The sequence below is a fragment of the Vitiosangium sp. GDMCC 1.1324 genome (assembly GCF_003044305.1).
Lineage (GTDB): Bacteria > Myxococcota > Myxococcia > Myxococcales > Myxococcaceae > Archangium.
In genome coordinates this window covers 638,721-657,046 of sequence record NZ_PZOX01000002.1, presented here as the reverse complement: position 1 = coordinate 657,046, position 18,326 = coordinate 638,721, and the positions used below count along the sequence as shown (strand labels likewise).

General features: G+C 69.1%; 14 protein-coding genes. 8 read left to right on the top strand and 6 right to left on the bottom strand.

Features of this window, described 5'->3' with window-relative positions; translation table 11 throughout:
- Positions 1–440 precede the first annotated feature (440 nt).
- Together DAT35_RS07145 and DAT35_RS07140 are read left to right on the top strand one after the other, a co-directional pair.
- The gene (locus tag DAT35_RS07145) at positions 441–4,598 is read left to right on the top strand and encodes a TIR domain-containing protein (protein ID WP_108066131.1); all 4,158 of its coding nucleotides are present in this window, start codon (positions 441–443) and stop codon (positions 4,596–4,598) included.
- Between the two features lie 107 nt (positions 4,599–4,705).
- Positions 4,706–5,461 (top strand): energy transducer TonB, encoded by a 756-nt coding sequence (locus tag DAT35_RS07140; RefSeq protein WP_108066130.1) that lies wholly within the window; start codon positions 4,706–4,708, stop codon positions 5,459–5,461.
- 109 nt (positions 5,462–5,570) lie between these two features.
- Here DAT35_RS07140 and DAT35_RS07135 read toward each other — a convergent pair whose 3' ends face one another.
- The 4 genes from DAT35_RS07135 to DAT35_RS60535 form a co-directional block, all read right to left on the bottom strand.
- Positions 5,571–7,256 (bottom strand): methyl-accepting chemotaxis protein, encoded by a 1,686-nt coding sequence (locus DAT35_RS07135; protein ID WP_108066129.1) that lies wholly within the window; start codon positions 7,254–7,256, stop codon positions 5,571–5,573.
- Positions 7,257–7,797: 541 nt separating this feature from the next.
- Positions 7,798–8,085 (bottom strand): hypothetical protein, encoded by a 288-nt coding sequence (locus tag DAT35_RS60545; RefSeq protein ID WP_233261333.1) that lies wholly within the window; start codon positions 8,083–8,085, stop codon positions 7,798–7,800.
- Positions 8,079–8,219, bottom strand: coding sequence for a hypothetical protein (locus tag DAT35_RS60540; protein ID WP_233261332.1), 141 nt, complete (start codon positions 8,217–8,219; stop codon positions 8,079–8,081). The genes DAT35_RS60545 and DAT35_RS60540 overlap by 7 nt, the downstream gene beginning before the upstream one ends.
- A 3-nt stretch (positions 8,220–8,222) precedes the next feature.
- Entirely contained in the window at positions 8,223–8,486 is a 264-nt protein-coding gene (locus tag DAT35_RS60535) for a histidine kinase dimerization/phospho-acceptor domain-containing protein (protein WP_233261331.1), read from the bottom strand.
- 218 nt (positions 8,487–8,704) lie between these two features.
- Between DAT35_RS60535 and DAT35_RS07125 the strand changes: the two genes are divergently transcribed.
- The 4 genes from DAT35_RS07125 to DAT35_RS59830 all read left to right on the top strand — a co-directional run bounded on the left by DAT35_RS07125 (position 8,705) and on the right by DAT35_RS59830 (position 12,384).
- Positions 8,705–9,490 carry an ActD-like protein gene (locus tag DAT35_RS07125; protein ID WP_108066128.1) on the top strand — a complete coding sequence of 262 codons (786 nt, stop codon included), beginning with the start codon at positions 8,705–8,707 and terminating at the stop codon, positions 9,488–9,490.
- Positions 9,487–11,802, top strand: a complete 2,316-nt coding sequence (locus DAT35_RS61760) for a caspase family protein (RefSeq protein ID WP_108066127.1) — start codon at positions 9,487–9,489, stop codon at positions 11,800–11,802. The genes DAT35_RS07125 and DAT35_RS61760 overlap by 4 nt, the downstream gene beginning before the upstream one ends.
- A 198-nt stretch (positions 11,803–12,000) precedes the next feature.
- Positions 12,001–12,144, top strand: coding sequence for a hypothetical protein (locus DAT35_RS58820; RefSeq protein ID WP_158501585.1), 144 nt, complete (start codon positions 12,001–12,003; stop codon positions 12,142–12,144).
- 87 nt (positions 12,145–12,231) lie between these two features.
- On the top strand, positions 12,232–12,384 hold the full coding sequence (locus DAT35_RS59830) for a hypothetical protein (RefSeq protein ID WP_199242830.1): 153 nt from the start codon (positions 12,232–12,234) through the stop codon (positions 12,382–12,384).
- A 199-nt stretch (positions 12,385–12,583) separates the two neighbouring features.
- Here the strand turns inward: DAT35_RS59830 and DAT35_RS07115 are convergent, their stop codons facing one another.
- On the bottom strand, positions 12,584–14,116 hold the full coding sequence (locus DAT35_RS07115) for a ricin-type beta-trefoil lectin domain protein (RefSeq protein WP_108066126.1): 1,533 nt from the start codon (positions 14,114–14,116) through the stop codon (positions 12,584–12,586).
- Positions 14,117–14,604: 488 nt separating this feature from the next.
- Here DAT35_RS07115 and DAT35_RS07110 point away from each other — a divergent pair, with 488 nt between their 5' ends.
- On the top strand, positions 14,605–16,074 hold the full coding sequence (locus DAT35_RS07110) for a carbohydrate-binding protein (protein WP_158501584.1): 1,470 nt from the start codon (positions 14,605–14,607) through the stop codon (positions 16,072–16,074).
- Between the two features lie 206 nt (positions 16,075–16,280).
- On the top strand, positions 16,281–16,700 hold the full coding sequence (locus DAT35_RS07105; RefSeq protein WP_108066124.1) for a hypothetical protein: 420 nt from the start codon (positions 16,281–16,283) through the stop codon (positions 16,698–16,700).
- Between the two features lie 72 nt (positions 16,701–16,772).
- On the opposite strand, the gene DAT35_RS07100 is transcribed toward DAT35_RS07105, so the two are convergent.
- On the bottom strand, positions 16,773–18,128 hold the full coding sequence (locus DAT35_RS07100) for a family 16 glycosylhydrolase (RefSeq protein ID WP_108066123.1): 1,356 nt from the start codon (positions 18,126–18,128) through the stop codon (positions 16,773–16,775).
- Positions 18,129–18,326 lie beyond the last annotated feature (198 nt).

The window sequence follows — 18,326 nt, the reverse complement described above, 5'->3', positions numbered from 1 at the left end:
CGGCCCCTTGGCTCATAGGGGGGCTCATCAGCGAGGCGCTCGTCGGCCTCCTGGCATCACTCCTCGAGAAGCGGAAGTCGAAGTCGGAGACCCGGGGCTTGAGGTCGGTCCTTCAAGCGTCGAGGTTGCGCGGGGGGGGATGGGGGCCAGTATTCGACCCCGGCCCGGAAGGGCCGATTCCTCCTTGGCCACCGCCGCCTCCTCCCTTCCATCCGCCGCCTCCGCAGCAGGTGCTTCGCGCAGCGGCGGTATTGGTAGTACAGGGCCTGGTAGCGGGGCTGCTGGCCAGGAGAGGATTTGACTTCACGATTCGCCGTATGGATGCGGGGAACGATGCAGCCCAGCGGTCCATCCCTTCGCAGGCGCCCTGAGCCGGACGGCGATCACATCGGCCGGACGGCCACTCTGACACGGTTGGAGTTGTGTAGCGCGGGTGGGGGATGTTCGATGTATTCCTTTCCTATAGCAGCCGAGACAGGGCTTCTGTCGAGGCCCTCGCCGGGCGTCTGAAATCCGAGGCCGGGCTGCGGCCTTTCCTGGACAAGTGGCAGCTGGTGCCAGGAACCCTGTGGCAGCCCCGCCTGGAGGAGGCACTGGCGAAAAGCCAGGCGGTGGCCGTCTTCTTCGGTCCCTCGGGGGTCGCGCCCTGGAGCAACGAGGAGGTGCGGGTCGCGCTCGCGAACGCGGTGAGGACTCGCGACGAGTACCGCGTCCTTCCCGTGCTCCTCCCCGGTGCGAAGGCCGAGGATGTCACGGGCTTCCTGGCCCAGCGCACCTGGGTGGACTTCCGGGCGGGGCTGGATGATGCCGCCGCCTTCGCGCGGCTGGTGGCGGGAATCAAGGGCCAGGCCCCCGAGCACGACACCTTCCAGCTCCCGGACGAGCCGGCCCCCTACCGGGGTCTGCTGCCCTTCGGCAAGCGGCACGCCCGGTTCTTCTGTGGCCGCGAACCGGAAATCGAGACCGTGCTCGCCAGGCTGCGCCAAGCCCCCTTCCTCGCGGTGGTGGGCGCCTCGGGGGTGGGCAAGTCCTCGCTGGTGCTCGGCGGAGTCCTCCCTCGCCTCGAGTCCTCCGGAATGGGCGACGACGCACCGCTGCACGTCCGGACGATGACCCCGGGAGACCGTCCCCTCCGGGCGCTCGCGGACCAGCTCGCGACGCTGGGGTCTCCCGAGGCCCGCCTGGCCACCGCCGAGGCGCTCCACGAGCGGCTCGCCTCGGACAGACAGGCCTTCCGGACGGCGGTGTCGACCCTGACGGCCGAACGACCGGGCACCTTCCTCCTCGTGGTGGATCAGCTCGAGGAGCTCTTCACCTATGCCCCGGATGGAAACCTCTCGCCATCGGCGACGGACTTCCTCGCCAACGTACGGGACGCCGTCGAGTGGGGAGGCGGCGCCATCCGGGTCATCGTCACCCTGCGCGCGGACTTCTTCGAGCGCTGCCTGCGCATCCCCACGCTGCGGGCGCTGCTGCAGGACCGCGAGGTGTTGCTGGGGAACATGGGCCCGGAGGCCCTCCGGGACGCCATCCTCCGGCCCGCGCAGGCGGTGGGGGCCTTCCTGGAGCGGGGGCTGGTGAGCGCCATCCTGAAGGACGTGTCCCAGGAGCCCGGCTCGCTGCCCCTGCTCGAACACGCCCTCTACGAGCTGTGGCGGGCGCGCAGTGGCGCCTGGTTGACCCTGGCCGCCTACGAGGCGAGTGGGGGCGTGGCGGGAGCGCTCCAGCGGCGCGCGCAGTGCTGCTACGAGAAGCTGAGCCCCCCGCGGCGGGAGATCGCGAAGCGGCTCTTCCTGCGGCTGACGGCGCTGGGCGAGGGCACTCCGGATACGCGGCGGCGCATCCTCCTCGACGAGCTGAGCTTCCCCGGGGTGGACGCCACCGAGGTCGAGCATGTCCTCCATGCGCTGTCGGGGCCCGAGGCCCGGCTCATCGTCGTCCACGGCGATACCGTGGAGGTGGCGCACGAGGTCCTCATCCAGACGTGGTCCACCCTGCGCGGGTGGCTGGACGAGAACCGCCGGGTGCTGGGCATCCACCGCCGGCTGACGGAGGCCACCCATGAGTGGATGGAGCACCACCATGACGCCAGCTACCTGTACACCGGCTCGCGTCTGCTGGAAGCCGAGGAGTGCTTCTTGGGGAAGCCCGGGCCCCTGAACGATGGGGAGCGGGCCTTCCTGGATGCGAGCGTGGCGCGGCGCGACGAGGAGGAGCGCGCGGAGAAGCGCCGTCATCAGGAGGAACTCGAGCGCACGCAGCAGCTCGCCCGGGTGGCCGAGGCGGGGAGACGGGCCGAGGCGGCACGCGCGCGGGTGGCCCGGAGGGCGACGCAGCGGCTGCGCGTCCTGGTGCTGGTGCTCCTGGCGGGCTCGGCCGGCGTGCTCGCCTTCTGGGCGAAGGCGCGGCAGGAGCGGGACATGGCCCTGTCGCGAGCGCTGACGGCCAATGCCTTGCTCGGGCTCAAGGAGGATCCACAGCGCAGCCTCCTCCTCATCCAGCAGGCCTACCGCATCGCACCGACGGAGCACGTGGCGAGTGCGTTGTCCGCGTGGCAACTCGAGCCGGCCCTGCTGGTCGTGCGAGACACCACCAAGCTCTTCAGCCAGGCCATGTTCCATCCCGATGGTTCGCGCATCCTCGCGGCCGGTAGCGATGGCACGGCGCGCATCTGGGACGCGGCCTCGGGCAGGCCCCTGGTCACCTTGAGGGGACACACCGGCGCGGTGGGGAGTGTCCGCTTCGACACCGAGGGCTCACGCGTCGTCACCGCCAGCCAGGATGGCACGGCGCGCATTTGGGACGCGGCCTCTGGCAGACTCCTCGTTACTCTCTCGGGGCACACCGATGTTGTCTGGGATGCCCGGTTCAGCCCCGACGGCACGCGCGTCATCACCCTGAGCCGTGACGGCACGGTGCGCACCTGGGATGCGGCCTCCGGCAGGCCCCTCCTCCTTCTCGCGAGGAGTCCCGAGCAGGTGGGGTTCGCCATGTTCAGCCCTGACGGCATTCGCGCCATCACCGCCAGCAGGGATGGCACGGTGCGCATCCGCGATGCGCGCTCCGGCCACGTCCTCGTCACCCTCTCGGGACACAGGGGCGCGGTGCTCGATGCCCGGTTCAACCCCGAGGGCACACGCGTCGTCACCGCCGGTCAGGACAGCACGGCGCGCCTGTGGGACGCGGCCTCCGGCAGGCTCCTCGCCACCCTCTTGGGACACACCGGCGCGGTGCAGGGCGCCTCCTTCAGCCCCGACGGCACGCGCATCCTCACCGCCAGCCAGGACGGCACGGCGCGCCTGTGGGACGCGGTCTCCGGCGAGCACCTCGCGACCTTGGTGGGGCACACGGGTCCCGTGGTGAAGGCGGCTTTCCGCCCCGATGGAGCGCGCGTCGTCACCGCCAGCAAGGATGGGACGGCGCGCCTCTGGGATGTGGCGTCCGGACAGCTGCTCACCATCTTCTCGGGGCACACCGACGCGGTGCAGGGCGCCTCCTTCAGCCCCGATGGCATGTCCGTCGTGACCTACAGCTTCGACGGCACGGCACGCCTCTGGAATGCCTCGGGAAAGGTATCCACCACCCTGCCTGGCACGGTGGTGGACTTCGACTCCCATAGCGCGCGCGCCGTCACCGCCAGCGACGATGGCACGGCACGCATCTGGGATACGGCCTCGGGTAGGCTCCTCGTCTCCCTCTCGGGGCATACCGGCCCCGTGTTGAGCGTGACCTTCAGTCCCGACGGGACGCGCGTCGTCACCACCAGCCATGATGACACGGTGCGCCTCTGGGACGTCGCCTCGGGCAGGCTCCTCGCCACCCTCTTGGGGCACACCCAGGCGGTGTGGAATGCCCGGTTCAGCCCCGACGGAGCGCGCATCGTCACCGCCAGCCTGGATGGCACGGCGCGCGTCTGGGACGCGGCCACGGGCAGGCGGCTCGTCACCCTCTCGGGGCTCGCGGGAGAGGTATGGAACGCCCGGTTCAGCCCCGACGGAGCGCGCGTCGCCACCGCCCACATGGACGGCACGGCGCGCGTCTGGGACGCGACCTCGGGCAGGCTGCTCGTCACTCTCTCGGGACACACCGGCCTGGTGTCGGATGCGGACTTCAGCCCCGACGGCACGCGTGTCGTCACCGCCAGTCAGGACGGCACGGCGCGCGTCTGGGACGCGACCTCGGGCAGGCTGCTCGTCACCCTCTCGGGACACTCCGGTCTGGTGTTGCGTGCGCTGTTCGCCGACGGCACGCACATCATCACCACCCACTCGGATGACACCCCATGCCTCTGGGATGCGGCCTCCGGGCAGCTCCTCTCGAGGCCCTTCGGGGAGGCCAGCCTGCTCCAGGGAGCCCGTCTCAGCACCGATGGCTCTCACCTCTTCACCGCCGATGGGAACGGCACGATCCGCATCTGGATGCACCAGCTGTGGGAGCCCATCAAGGACCAGCTCTCGCACTGGAACGCCGGGCGGGAGCTGACCTGCGAGGAGCGCGTGCTCTACTTCCACCAGAAGCGCAAATGCCTCACCAGCGGAAGTACGAGCGAATGGCGGCTCACGGTGCCGAAGGCGCTCACGGCCTCGAAGAGCAGGTAGGGGGCAGCGGGGAGACAGCCTGGCGCCGTGTGCGCCGGGTGTTTCCCCTGCATGCACTTCTCGCCGGGCTCACAGCGGGACTCGCTGGCCTCCATCCTATGAAGAGTATGTTCGAGTCTGTCCTTGACCGCGGACAAGGTCCCAGGTCTCGCATGGGCCTGGGCGTCTTGATTTCGATCGTCCTGCACGCCGGGGTGCTCGTCCTCGTTGTCTGGTTCTCCTCGCGTTCCCCCCAGGAGGAGAAGGCATTGAGGGTGACGCTTCTGGAGACCCGCGGGCCGCCCATGGCCGCCCCGCCTCCGCCCCCGGCGCACAAGAAGACGCCCACCCGGAAGCCGGTGGCGAAGAAGCCAGACGTCATCGCCCAGCCCAGGCAGTTCCCCCAGGAGAAGCCGTCCGAGATGAAGCTTGCTCCAACGGACACGGAGGAAGAGGAGCCTCGCACGGAGGTGGAGGGGGGCGTGGAGGGTGGGGTGGAGGGCGGCGTGTCCGGCGGTGAGATTGGTGGCGTGGTGGGTGGTGTGATTGGCGGGGCGCTCGGTGGGCAGGTGGGAGGTACGGGAACGGGCGTGCCCTCGTTCAGCGCGGGAATGACTCGCCCGAAGAAGCTTTCGGGTCCGCAACCCCAGTACACCCGCGAGGCGCTCGCGGCCCGCGTCGAGGGCCTGATGATCGTCAAGTGCGTCATCACCACCGAGGGCAAGGTCGAGCGGTGCCGCATCATCAAGCCCCAGCCGCACATGGAGCAGGCCGTGCTGGATGCCCTGTATGCCTCGCGCTACCAACCCGTGACGCTGGAGGGCCATCCCATCCAGGTGGACTACACCTTCAACATCCGGTTGAGCCTGCCCCACTCGCCGTGAGGGGTTTTCAGCCTCTCGCGAGGAGGGGCCGGTCTTTTCTGCATTTTCTTTGAGACGGTGGGCGGGTCCGTCCCTCTTTCTGGGTGGATGCCGGTCTGGACTGAATGCACTACGCGGGGGGCGGTCTCTCCTGCACGCGTCCCAACTGAGCGGGTTTCTCCTCGTGGAAGTACGTCACCAGCTCTCGCAACTGGCATGCACGTGCTTCCAGGTCCTCCACCGCCTTCATGATTTGAGCCACTCCCACCGCCGACTCCACCGCCTGGTTCGACAGGGCGTGGATTCGCAGCGTGAGGGCCTCGCCCGTCTCCGCCTGCGTGGCGTGTGCTCGTGCCATGTCCTTCACCCTGCGTTGGATCTCCTCCGCCCCCGAGACAATCCGTTCCAGCGCCTTTCCTGTCTCCGCCGAGAGCGCCAGTCCCTCGCTCACCCGTGCCCGGACCTGGCGCATCTGCACCGACGCCGCCTCCGTCTCCGTCTGGCTTTCCTTCATCAGCGTGCGGATTCGCGCCGCCGCCGCCCGCGCCTGCTCCGCCAGCGTGCGCACCTCCTGCGCCACCACCGCGAAGCCCTTTCCGTGCTCTCCCGCGCGCATGGCCTCGATGGATGTGTTCACCGCCAGCACCCGTGTCTGGTCCGCCACGTCCGAGATGAGCTCCACCGCCCGCTCCACCTCCGCGCTCCACTCCGTCAGCCGGTCCACCGTCCGCGCCGAGCGCTCCACCACCCGGGCAATCTCCTTCATCTTCTCCCCAGTCCCCCTCACCATCGCGCCACCCTCGCGCGCCGAACGCTCGTTCGCTTCCGCCGTCTGTGCCGTCAGCTCCGCCTGGTGCGCCCCCATCGCGAGTTCCTGGGTCATCCCCATTACCGCGTCCGTCATGCTCTGCAGCGAGCGCGACTGGTCCTGCGCCGCCCGCCTCAATCCGTCCGTCGAGCGGTGGATGTGCCTCGCGTCCGTCTCCGTCGCCCTCGACACCTCTCCCATCTCCCGCAGCATCCGCTGCACGTTCGCCACCATGGTGTTGAAGGCCCGGCCCAGGTCTCCCACCTCGTCGTGCGAGGGCGTCACCACCGCCACGTGCAGGTCTCCCCGCGCCACCCGTTCCGCTGCGTCCACCAGGGAGCGCACCGGCGCCAGCACCCGCCGCGAGAAGTACACCCCCGCGAGCCCCGCCAGCGCCACGCCCAGGAGCAGCGCCACCCACAGCCGCTGCTCGACCTCCGCCACTTCCAGCTCGATGTCCTCCACGTACGCGCCCGTTCCCAGCACCCACCCCCACGGCGCGAACAGCTTCACGTAGGACACCTTCGGTATCGGCTGGGACTCGTGCGGGCGCGTCGCCAGGTACTCCACCGCGCCCTCTCCCTGTTGGCGTGCCAGCGCCGCGATGTCCACGAACACCCGCTTGCCCGCCACGTCCTGGTACTCCGTCATGTCCTCGCCGAGGCGCTCCGGGAGGAAGGGGTGCATCACCAGCCGCGTGTCCAGGTCGTTGATCCAGTAGTACTCGGCGTTCGAGTAGCGCAGGCCCTCCAGCAGCGCCGCCGCCGCCCGGCGCGCCTCCTCGGGGGACAGCTCGCCCGCGCGCACCCGCGCCTCGTACGCCTGGAGGATGCCGTGGCCCGTCTCCACCAGCTGGCGCATCGCGTGGATCCGATCCTCGCGCAGCTGCCGCCGGATGGCCGGCAACACGTACCACCGTTGCAACAGCAAGAGCGGGAGGACGGCGATCAGGAGTGCCACGTAGAACTTCGTCAGCAGGCTGCGCCTTCGTCCGAACCTGAACGCCATTCCCCCAAGCCTAGGGCAAACCGGAGGAATGTTCAGGAGCCCACGTTCCGGACATCCCAGCCCCCGAGTGCCCGGAGGCGCAACACCGGGGCAGGGTCGCGTCCGGCGGACAGTCCCACTCGGCGTGGCAGCACTCGCCGCCCTCGCGACCGCAGGGCAATTGGCACGTCTCCACCCAATCACAGGGATGGCTGTCCGGAGCCGACACGCGCGGGGCCGTTTCGTCCTGGTGCCGGTTCGCGGTTCCGCAGTCCCTCGAGCCCGGCTCGCAGCCCGCTCCCAGCCGGGCCTGCTCGGTGGATGGCGACGTCACCACCGCCACCGGGGCACTCGTGAGAATGCCCGCTACGACCGCCAGACAGACGCTCATCGCCTTCACGACCACACCCCCGTGCTGATCGCGTAACTCTCCCCATCCCACAGTCCCGGATTCGCGCCCGGGACGGTGGGTCAGAACCGCAGTTGGCCTCGTCCTGATGGCCCCAATGTGCCTATGGCGCGTCGCGGTGCGAAGGGGGTTGAACGGGGAATTCGCGACTCGTCACCCAATGGGCGGAGCGGTTGTCCGGACGACTACAGCTCCGAGAGCAGACGGTTCAGCTCGTCGGGAGCCACCGGCTTCACCAGGTGCAGATTCCTTTTGAGAGAGCTCCGCCCACACGGAGATGGTGCCGCCCGCGTCCGTATACTTCGTCGCGTTGTCCAGCAGGTTGGTGAAGACCTGCTCCAGCCGCGTCTTGTCCGCCTCCATCCACAGTGGCTCCGCTGGCAGGTGCGACTCCAGCTCCAGGTGGCGGCCCTCCGCCAGCGGGCGGAACGTCGTCAGCACCTGCTCCAGCACCCCCTCAGGTCCATCCGCGTCTGACACAGCTCCACCTTGCCGCGCGTCAGCCGGCGCACGTCCAGCAGGTCGTCCACCTGCCGCGCCAGGTGGTTCGTCTGGCGCTGGATGATGGAGCGCATCCGCTAGTCCTTGGGGTCCGCCGGCATCCGGCGCTCAAGGATGCCCGCGACGGTGGTGATGGCGGCCAGGGGGTTGCGCAGCTCGTGCGCGAGCATGGCCAGGAACAGGTCCTTGCGCCGGTCCGCTTTCGTCAGGAGCTCCGTGCGCCGGCGCAGCTCCTGCTCCGCGCGCCACATGCGCAGCAGCGAGCGCACCGTGGCGATGAGCCCCTCGCTCTCGAAGGGCTCGGTGAGGTAGGCATCCGCGCCGACCTCCAGTCCCCGCACCTGCTGGGGTCGGTTCTTGCCTCGGTTCTTTCCTTGAAGGCAGAAGCCTTGGGACTCCTCGTGAAGTCCACAACCCCACAACACCAGGTGAGCGGAGGTGCCCCGCCGGCTCACCCGGAGTCCGGGCAGGAGGGTACGGTGAGAAAAAGAGAGCGGATGGAAGAAGGCGGGTGACAGTCCGGCAGGGGGCCGGTGTTCCCTTCCTCGCAGGAGGCATCATGCGTCCCCCCACTCGCACTCCCGACTGGCTGCTCGAACGGATCGCCCTGGGTGAGCTGCCCCCCGAGGAGCTCGCCGCCGCGCGTGCCCGCCTCCTCCAGGAGCCGGACGGCGCCGCGAGGCTCTCCGCGCTCGAGGCCGACACCGCCGCCTGCCTGGCCCGGCACCCTCCCGCCGAGGTGGCCCACCGGGTGGGCTCGCGGGCCCGGGTTTCGCGAGCCCGGGGGATGCTCCCGGCCCGGGGCTTTCTTCCCGTCCTCACCCTCGTGCCGGCGCTCGCGGCCGCGGCGCTCGTCGTCCTCGTGCGGCCCCAGGTCCCCGCCCCGGTGGGCCCGGAGACGGAGCTGACGCGCATCAAGGGCCTGGAGCCCCGGCTCACCCTCTACCGCCAGCACCAGGATGCCGCCGAGCCGCTCGCGGAGGGGACACGCGCGGCCCCCGGGGACGTGGTGCAGCTGGCCTATGTGGCCGCGGGCCGGGCCCAGGGGGTCATCCTCTCCGTGGACGGGCGAGGCACCCTCACCCTGCACGCCCCCGAGTCCGGCGCCACCTCGGTGCCGCTCGCGCCCTCGGGCACCCACGCGCTGCCCGGCGCCTACGCCCTGGACGACGCCCCCGGCTTCGAGCGCTTCTTCCTCGTCACCGCCGAGACTCCCTTCGCCCTGGACGAGGTGCTCGCCGCCGCCCGGTCGCTCGCGGGGCATCCCGAGGCGCGGAACTCGCCCCTGCCCCTGCCTTCGCGATACACGCAGACCTCCTTTTTGCTGGAGAAGACCTCGCCATGAGCGTTTCGAGAGCCTTCGTCCTCCTGAGCCTCCTGCTCGCCACTCCCGCCGCCGCGGAGACGGGCACGGTGCGGCGGCTCGCGCTGCTGGTGGGCGTCAACGACGGTGGACCCGAGCGCGTGCGCCTGCGCTACGCCGTGTCGGACGCGAAGTCCTTCGACAAGGTGCTGGGCGAGCTGGGCGGCGTGGCGGCTGGGGATCGGCGCCTGCTGGTGGAGTCGGGGCGCGCGGAGCTGCTGGCGGCGCTCGGGGAGCTGCGCTCGCGCACCGAGGCGGCGCGGGCGTCCGGGGCCTCGCGCGTGGAGGTGCTCGTCTACTACTCGGGGCATTCGGACGAGGAGGGCCTGCTGCTCAAGGGCGAGCGGCTGGACTACGGCGAGCTGCGCCGCGCCCTGGAGAGCCTGCCCGCGGACGTGCGCATCGCCGTGCTGGACAGCTGCGCCTCGGGCGCCTTCGCGCGCGCGAAGGGTGGCACGCGGCGGCCCGCCTTCCTCGTGGACACGGGCAACAAGGTGCGGGGCCACGCCATCCTCACCTCCTCGAGCGAGGACGAGGCCTCGCAGGAGAGTGACCGGCTGGGCGGCTCGTACTTCACCCACCACCTGCTCTCGGGCCTGCGCGGCGCGGCGGATGCGACCCGGGACGGGCGCGTCACGCTGAACGAGGCCTACCAGTTCGCCTTCCACGAGACGCTGGCCCGCACGGAGAAGACGCGCGGCGGCGCGCAGCACCCCGCGTATGACATCGAACTGGCGGGCTCGGGCGACCTGGTGATGACGGACCTGCGGGCCACGTCGGCGGGGCTGTACCTCACGGATGCGCTGGAGGGCCGGCTCTTCGTGCGAGACGAGGCGGGCACGCTGGTGGTGGAGCTGCAGAAGCTGCCGGGGAGGCCCACGGAGCTGGGACTGGCGCCCGGGCGCTACCACGTGCGGCGCGAGCTGGACAGCGGGGCCTCGGAGGCCTCGTTCTCACTGGTGGAGGGCCAGCGCACGCCGCTGGCGCCGACGAACTTCCAGGCGGTGGCACTGGAGGCCACCGTGTCGCGCGGGAATGCACCGGTGGCGGAGGTCGCGGCGGCGGCTCCGGGGGCCGCGATGGGCGTCGAGGCGTCCAGGGCTCTGGTGGAGGCCGGGGCGGGACGCACGCGGGTGCCGGTGGCGGTGAGCCTGGTTCCACCGCTGAGTACCAACGCGCTGCGGGCACCCGGCCAGCGGGTGGAGAACCAGCTGGCGTTGGGCCTGGCGAATGGCGGTGCCGCGGTGCGGGGTGTCGCGGCGTCGCTGTTGGCGAACTGGTACGACGAGGAGGCCCACGGGGTGCTGCTGTCGACGGGCATCAACGTGGTGGGCGGGCGCGCGAGCGGGGTGCTGGCGTCGGTGGCGGGGAACGTCACGCGCGGGGGGATGGAGGGGATGCAGATGGCGGCGGGCCTGAACGTTGCGGGCGGGGACGTGCGGGTGGGGCAGATGGCGGCGGGAGCGAACGTGGCGACGGGCTCGGTGTGGGGCGTGCAGCTCGCGGCGGGAGCGAACGTGGCGGGCGGGAGCTTCGAGGGCCTCCAGTCATCCGCGGGCTTCAACGTGGCGCGGGGAGACTTCCTGGGCCTTCAGGCCGCGGCGGCTCTGAACGTGGCGGGGGGCTCGCTGAGGGGCGTGCAGTTTTCGTCGGGGCTCAACCGCGCCAACGGCGTGACGGGCCTTCAGGCGGCGCTGGTGAACATAGGCGGGGACGTGACGGGTCTGCAGATGGGCCTCGTCAACGTGGCCGGAGTGGTGTCGGGCGTGCAGCTCGGCCTGGTGAACATCGCCGAGGAGGTGAAGGGCGCGCCGATCGGACTGCTCTCCTTCGAGAAGAAGGGGCAGTTCCACGTGGAGTTCTGGTCGAGCGACATCCAGCTCGTGAACTTCGGCGTGAAGTTTGGCGGCAAGTACATGTACACGACGCTGCTGGGAGGCATCGGGCCGGACGACCGGATGCAGCGCTTCAACCTCGGCCTGGGGCTGGGGCTCCACATGCCGCTGTGGGGCGATCGCCTGTGGCTGGACGGGGACCTGGCGGCCAGCACGGTGCACCCTGTGAGGGACCCGTTCGGGGGTAGCACCAACCTGCTGTCGCAGGCGCGCGTGATGCTCGGGGTGCAGCTCTTCGACCGGTTCGCCCTTTTCGGCGGGCCCACGTACAACGTCTACTTCGCCTGGAGCGAGGCGGAGCGCTACAAGCTCAGCACGTTGCCGTTGCGGGAGCATCGCATGAGCGACACCTCGACGATGCAGTACTGGCCCGGCGTGCAGATTGGCTTGCGGCTCTAATCAGCAGGCGGAGGTTCGAGTCCTTCGAGCTCTTTGACACCCGGCTCGAACTCCTGCCACAGTGACAGCCGTTGCAGCCACTTGGCGTTCCGATGGCGGTTCCGGCACTTCCTGCCGATCCGTAGGACGCCCCGGGTGGCTCCTGTTCGCGGCCCAGGCTCCCGGGAAATCCCATCGGTCGAGCTGGAGGCAAACGGCATGATGCTCATCCAGACCGAGTTGCTCCGGCACGGCGTGCACGCCATCGCGTCCGCCGGGCCGCTCACCTGCTCGGCGGGCTTCGGAGCCAGTCACCCCGCGCGGACGCGCGCCGGGCCCTCGCCACCTGAAGCGCCCCCATGAATGGCGCGTGATCGACGATTTCCCGACGAGTTCCCGTTGTTGGAGATGTATTTGGCCGTCTCGATGCGAGGCGGCGCGGAGGCTTGAATGGAAGTGCTGATGGTGTCGCTGCTGGGAATGCTGGCGTTTGGCGGCGTCTTCCTGCTGCTGTGCCCGGAGTGGTGGAGCTCGAAGCTGGGCACGCTCAAGGAAGAGAACCCGAAGGACGCGAACGCCGCGGCTCCCAAGACGGACAAGTAGACGGCTCCTCGCCAGGAGGGGCGGCGGTGGGTCGCCCGGATGGGCCCGAGGCCGCTAGCCGCGCGGCCGGAAGAGCCCCACCGTCAGTCCCTCGGAAGACGGGCCCACGAAAGCGCGGCATGAGGGCTGCCACACTTTCATCCGGACCACGGCCCGGACACGGCCACACCGGCCATGCCCGGACGAGGGGACGCGTTGCCTAGCGGAGGTACCACTTCTGGTTCGAGCCGCCGGAGCACTCCCAGGTGTGGAGCCGGGCGCCGCTGGCCGAGTTCCAGTCCTTGATGTCCACGCACTTGTTGGCCTGGACATTGACGAGGTCGCCCGCGCCGCTCAGCACGAACTTCTGGGCGCCGGTGCCATTGCAGTTGGCGAGCTGGATGGCGGCGCCGTTGGCCGTGGAGCCCCAGGCCACGTCCATGCACAGGCCGAACGCGCGGACGGTGCCGTCGGAGTAGAAGGTCCACTTCTGGGCGTTGGTGCCGTTGCAGTCCCACATCTGGAGCTGGGCGCCGTCGACGCCGTTCGAATTGGGCACGTCGATGCACTTGCCGTTGAAGTTCGAGACGATGGCCCGGCCACCGCCGCCCGTCGTCGTGAGCGAGAGCCCATAGACAGACAGGATGGGGTTGAGCGGCTGGAAGAACGTGGTGCCCCCGGAGGTGCAGTTGCCCGAGCCGCCCGAGGTCACGCCCTGCGCCTGGTCGCCGGAGATCCACGAGCCGCCGGAGTCACCGCCCTCGGCGCAGGCGTTGGTCTGGGTGAGACCGTAGACGGGGCCGTTGGAGTAGTTGACGGTCACGTTCTTGGCCTGGATGACACCGCACCGCCAGCCCGTGGTGGAGCCCGAGCGACAGATGGAGCTGCCCACCGCGGCCTCCGCGGAGCCGGCGACGCTGACATTGCCGCCCGCGTAGTTGTTCACCCAGGGCTGGGAGGCCCAGGAGGAGTTGACCTGGACCCAGGCGTAGTCGTTGCCGGGGAAGGTCGAGCCGCGCACGGTGCCCTGGGCCGCGCCGTTGACGCCGTTGGTGGTGGTGCCGACGCCGCCACAGTGGCCCGCGGTGACGAAGCCGCCGCTGACGGAGAAGCCGATGGAGCAGCGATAGGGGCCGGGGTAGTACGCATCACCGCCGCGCAGGTCATACAGCGGGCGGGGCTCCTCGGCCGAGGCCACCACGCGCACGGAACCGTCGGTGGTGCCGCTGGCGGCGACGAAGTCCCGGGCACCCGACAGGGCCTTGTCCTGGGCGAGCACGACGACGCTGTTGGTGGCGACGTCGACGTACCAGGCGTGGACGGTCCTGCCGGCACGGCGGGCGTTGCGGTCCAGCGCCGACTTCACCTGGTCGAGCTGCCGTGCGCTCCGGGTGACCCGCCGGGGCTCGGCCCCAAGTCCGCGCACATACTCGGCGCTCGCCGCGTCGGTGACGCCGACGACGAGCTTGCTGCCATCCTCGCTCATCCATGCTCCGCCGAAGGTGGCGCCCAGGTCCTCGCTCAACCTCTTCTCGAGACGTGCGGCCACCGCTTCGGAGGTCATCCGGCGGCGGGCCTGCTCCGCGGTGAGCCCGAAGTCACGCTGCATCGCGGAGAGGAGCTCCGGCGACGCGTCCGGTACGCGAACGGCCTCCTGGGCGGGGGCGGCCACGGCGGTGTCCGGAACCACGGGGAGGGCAAGTCCGGCGAACAGCGCCGTCACGGTCGAGAGCGTGCTGAGTTTTCGAATCATCGAGAGCATTCCTTTGTGGGTGGTTGCCTTTGAGAGACGGAGCGAGGCCCAAAGCAGGAGCCATGCCAGGAGCTCCGTGGCCGAGCGTGTCTGAGAAGGAACCCGTCTTGCCGGAAAGAGCCAATAAACATGCGCTTCCAGATGTTTCGGAGGATGGCTTGGGGCAGGGACCCTGGTGACTCCGGTCATCCCTTGGTGACTCCTGTCACCAGGGGGTGCTTCCTCGATGGCGTCCCTCCTCCTGGTGACTCGAGTCATCATCTGGGCCATTTCATGTCTCGGTGCGTCATGGCCAATCCTCGCCCAGGCCTTGTGAGGCATTGCTCTGGCATACCTTAGCGGAACTGATATAAACGGAACTTACTGGGAATGCGTGGACAACGAGGAAAACAAGGAGGTGAGGAGGGTGGTCGGGATGTTGCTTCATGGCGTTCGCAGGGGGTGCCCCACGCAGGGGTGCCACTGAGCAAGGAGCAGAGAGCAACAACATGCCAATCACCAAGATGCAGAAGCGGGAAGTCGTGCGGCGGAGTTGGAAGACCGCGTGGTGCGTGGGCGCCGCGGGCTGGATGATGGCCACGGGTGTGGCCTGTGGCAGCGCGAGCGAGACCGTTGAAGACAGCTCCCTGGCGGGGGCGGCGCAGCCGGTCATCGTCGGGAGCCGGATCCAGGCGGAGAACTGGTCGGCCAGCGGCACGACGCCCGGCGGAGTCTTCAACGAGGGCGGCGGCGAGGGGCAGTCCGTCGCGGGCTTCCAGGTCAACGAGCAGATCCACTACCCATCGGTGAACTTCACCGGTGCGGATCAGATGCAGTTCCGCATCGCGGCCCCGTATGGGGGCGGCAAGGCGGAGATCTGGGCCGATGCGGTGGGCTCTGGCACGAAGGTGGGGACGGTGGACCTCCCTTCCGCCACCGGCACTGACTGGAACAGCTTCATCACCCGCACCGTCAGCATCACGGAGATCTCCGGCACCCACTCGCTGTACCTCAAGGGCGTGGCGACGGGTGGCGACTGGCTGTTCAAGCTCGACTGGTTCGAGCTGTACGACACCGGGGAGTCCAATCCGCCTCCGACGAATCCCCCGGGCACCATTCCCATGAAGGTGACGAACAAGTGCCCCTTCACCCTCAGCGTGGCGCTGACGGGCGTGGGGGACGTCGGGCTCGAGCGGGACTCAGCGGGCAAGACCATCTACCGCACCCTGGCATCGGGCCAGAGCTACACCTATGCGACGCCGGAGAACTACCCCAGCGGCCGCGTGAGCGCATACAAGGTCCTGCCGTCGCCGACCTCGCCCCGCGAGCTGGAGAAGGCCGAGTTCACGCTGGAGAAGCCCAGTGGTGGCTCGCAGCTCCTGCACTACAACCTCACGTACGTGGACCACGTGGGTCTGCCCATGCAGATCACCGGCGTGGGCACCGGCTCGAGCTGTGTGCAGGTGCAGTGCAACAAGACCGCGAGCGCCATGCAGTCGGCCATCGACACCCAGTGTCCGGACAGCCTGCGCTACACCATGGGCGGTGGGACCATCTGCCTCGCCCCGCGCTCTTTCTGCCTCGACGGGGAGTATGCGAGCGATTCGCGCCGTGGGACCGTCTGTTCGCGGCTGGATGGTGAGATTGCCCGCTGCGCCAGCAAGTACCCTGGCGTCTGCAACCCGGGGACGGCGAAGACGCCGCAGGTGTACGCGTGCTCCGCGCCGTTCTTCGACCAGAGCGCGAAGTGGTGCGCGGCGCTGACCCGCGGAATGGTGGACGCGCCCGACAGCACCACCGTGTCGCAGTACTACAACACCGGGAAGCCCTACAACCTGTACGCGAAGTGGGTCCACGACCAGTGCGGCGCCGTGTACTCGTTCCCCTATGACGATTACCCGATGGCGGCCAACCAGGCCGGCTTCTACACCTGCACCGGCGGGCAGCAGCTCAACGTGACGTTCTGCCCGGCGGGCTGAGCCTCGGCGCAGCCGTCTCCCGTGACAACTCCGCGCCCGGCCCTGCTTCCCGCTGGCCGGGCGCATTTCTTTTCCAGAACAGACTTTCTCTCTTCAGGACCTTCCATGAAGCCTTCCGGCGAGGCAACCGTGTTACTCTTGCCATCCCCGCGAGCTCCCGCGCACCGTCGCGCGGGAGTCACGGGAATCGAAAGGAGTTCCCCGAGATGTCATCCCATCGCCGTTATCTGCCGTGGAGCCTCGCCCTCCTGTTGTCCTTCACCGCCGCCGTCTCCGCCGAGCCCGCTGCTTCCAGCGAGCCGCGGTCCGAGGAGGCCTCGTATTCCAGTGACGAGCAGTTCAGCGCCGAGGTGAGCCAGGACGAGTCCGTCGCGGGGCTTGTCTGTTTGGCCGTCCGCTGTTCCTCCGAAGATGACTGTTGGGATGCATGCCCCAGCGCGTCGTCCGTGACCTGCGTCTCGAACGGGTGCAAGTACACGTACCCGGGTGGTGGCGGCGGCGGTGGTGGTGGCGGCGGTGGTGGTGGTCCGACGTGCCCGGCGCGCCGCTGCAGCGATGACGCGGACTGTGTCTGCAGCGGAAAGCAGGGGTACTGCAACACCACGGGGCACGCCTGCGTCTTCTGAGTGCGGCACCTGCTCCAGCATCAGCGCGCGAGTTGTCGCTGATGCTGGAGCCTGGCTGTGCCCCTTTGCGGCTTAGAGGCGGATCAGCTCCACGTCATCCATGTGGATGTAGTTGGCCGAGTTGCCCGCGCTGAGCCGGGTGTGGAAGCCCAGTTCCAGGTAGCCACCGGTGACGGAGATGGCGGGCGTCTCCACCAGGGTCCAGCTGCCGTACGTGCCCAGGTCCGTGTAGACGGGCGCGCAGGAGGCGCACGTCTTGGCCTGGAGGCGCGCGATGTCATAGGCGCCGCCCTTTCGCACCCACGCGCGGACCTTGTAGTTGCCCGAGGCCAGCCCGCTCTTCGTCTGGTACGTCCACACCTCGAAGGGCGAGGCGTTGTTATAGTGCGTCAGGTGGTAGGAGCCCGCGTGGCCTCCGTTGTACGTCTCGGAGAAGCCCGCGGCCTCGGTGCCGTTGGGGCTCCAGTTGGTCCAGCCCGTCATTCCGGACTCGAAGCCCGGGTTGGTGAGCGAGACGCCCGTCGAGCTGCCCTGCTGGTACCAGCGCACCCACTCCACTTCCATCGTCTTCTTCGTGCCCGAGGGCAGGGCGATGCTGGCGGGGCTCGGGTTGCCGTACCAGTTCCCACCCAGCGCCAGGTTCAGCAGGATGTAGTGGGGCTGCTGGAACTCGGTCTCGTTGTGGTAGTACGTGCTGTTGGCCACGATGTTGCCGTCCAGCCGGAACACCATGCTGCTGGCGGTCCATTCCACCTCGTAGGTGTGGAACGAGTCGGCGAGGTTGTAGTTCCCGCTGGCGCCGGTGCCCCAGTCCGCCTGCGCGCCGGTGGACCAGTGCGTGGCGCTCTTCATCCAGGTGGGGTCATTGGAGTTCCACTCCAGGATGTCGATCTCCCCGCAGGCGGGCCACGGGGTGGTGGAGATGTTGGCGCCGAGCGTCCAGAACGCCGGCCACATGCCATACCCGGAGGGGACCTTGATGCTGGCGACAATCTTGCCGTACCGCTTCTCCACCTTGCCCTTGGTGTGGATGCGGCCCGAGTAGAACGAGCGCGCACCGTAGCCGGTACACCGCGAGTCCACCGGGTTGTCGCTCGTGCGCTCGGCGGTGAGGATGAGCTTGCCTCCGCTCACGGTGACGTTCTGTGCCCGGGGATACTCCAGCTCGCCCGTGCCGAAGTTGCAGTTGTTGGTGACCGGGTCGTAGTTGCTCGTCAGGACGTTCCAGTTGCCCGTGTTGAGGCTGGTCCCATCGAACTCGTCCGACCACGCGAGGTTCCAGCCCGCTCCCGGGTTGTAGCCCAGCTCCGCCTGCTCGTGGTTCCCAAGTGCGTCGGCCTCGGGCTCCGAGGCGTCCATCACGCATCCGTGGAGGACGGTGAGGCAGCCCATGGCCACGATGCTCGAGGTGAAGTTGCGACGATTCATGTTCTCTCCTGTGTGTGATGCAGGTGGGCGACATTGCATCATCCGTGCCAGAAGAGTAATCGCTGGATAGCTTGAAATCCAGGTTTTATCCCTGATTCCGCGCTTCCCGTCGGAGGCGCGCTCGCTGACTTCAGCGGACGTGCGAGGGGAGCCATGGAGCACGTCTCGGAGGGAGCCTCGCGCTCGGGTTTCAGGTAA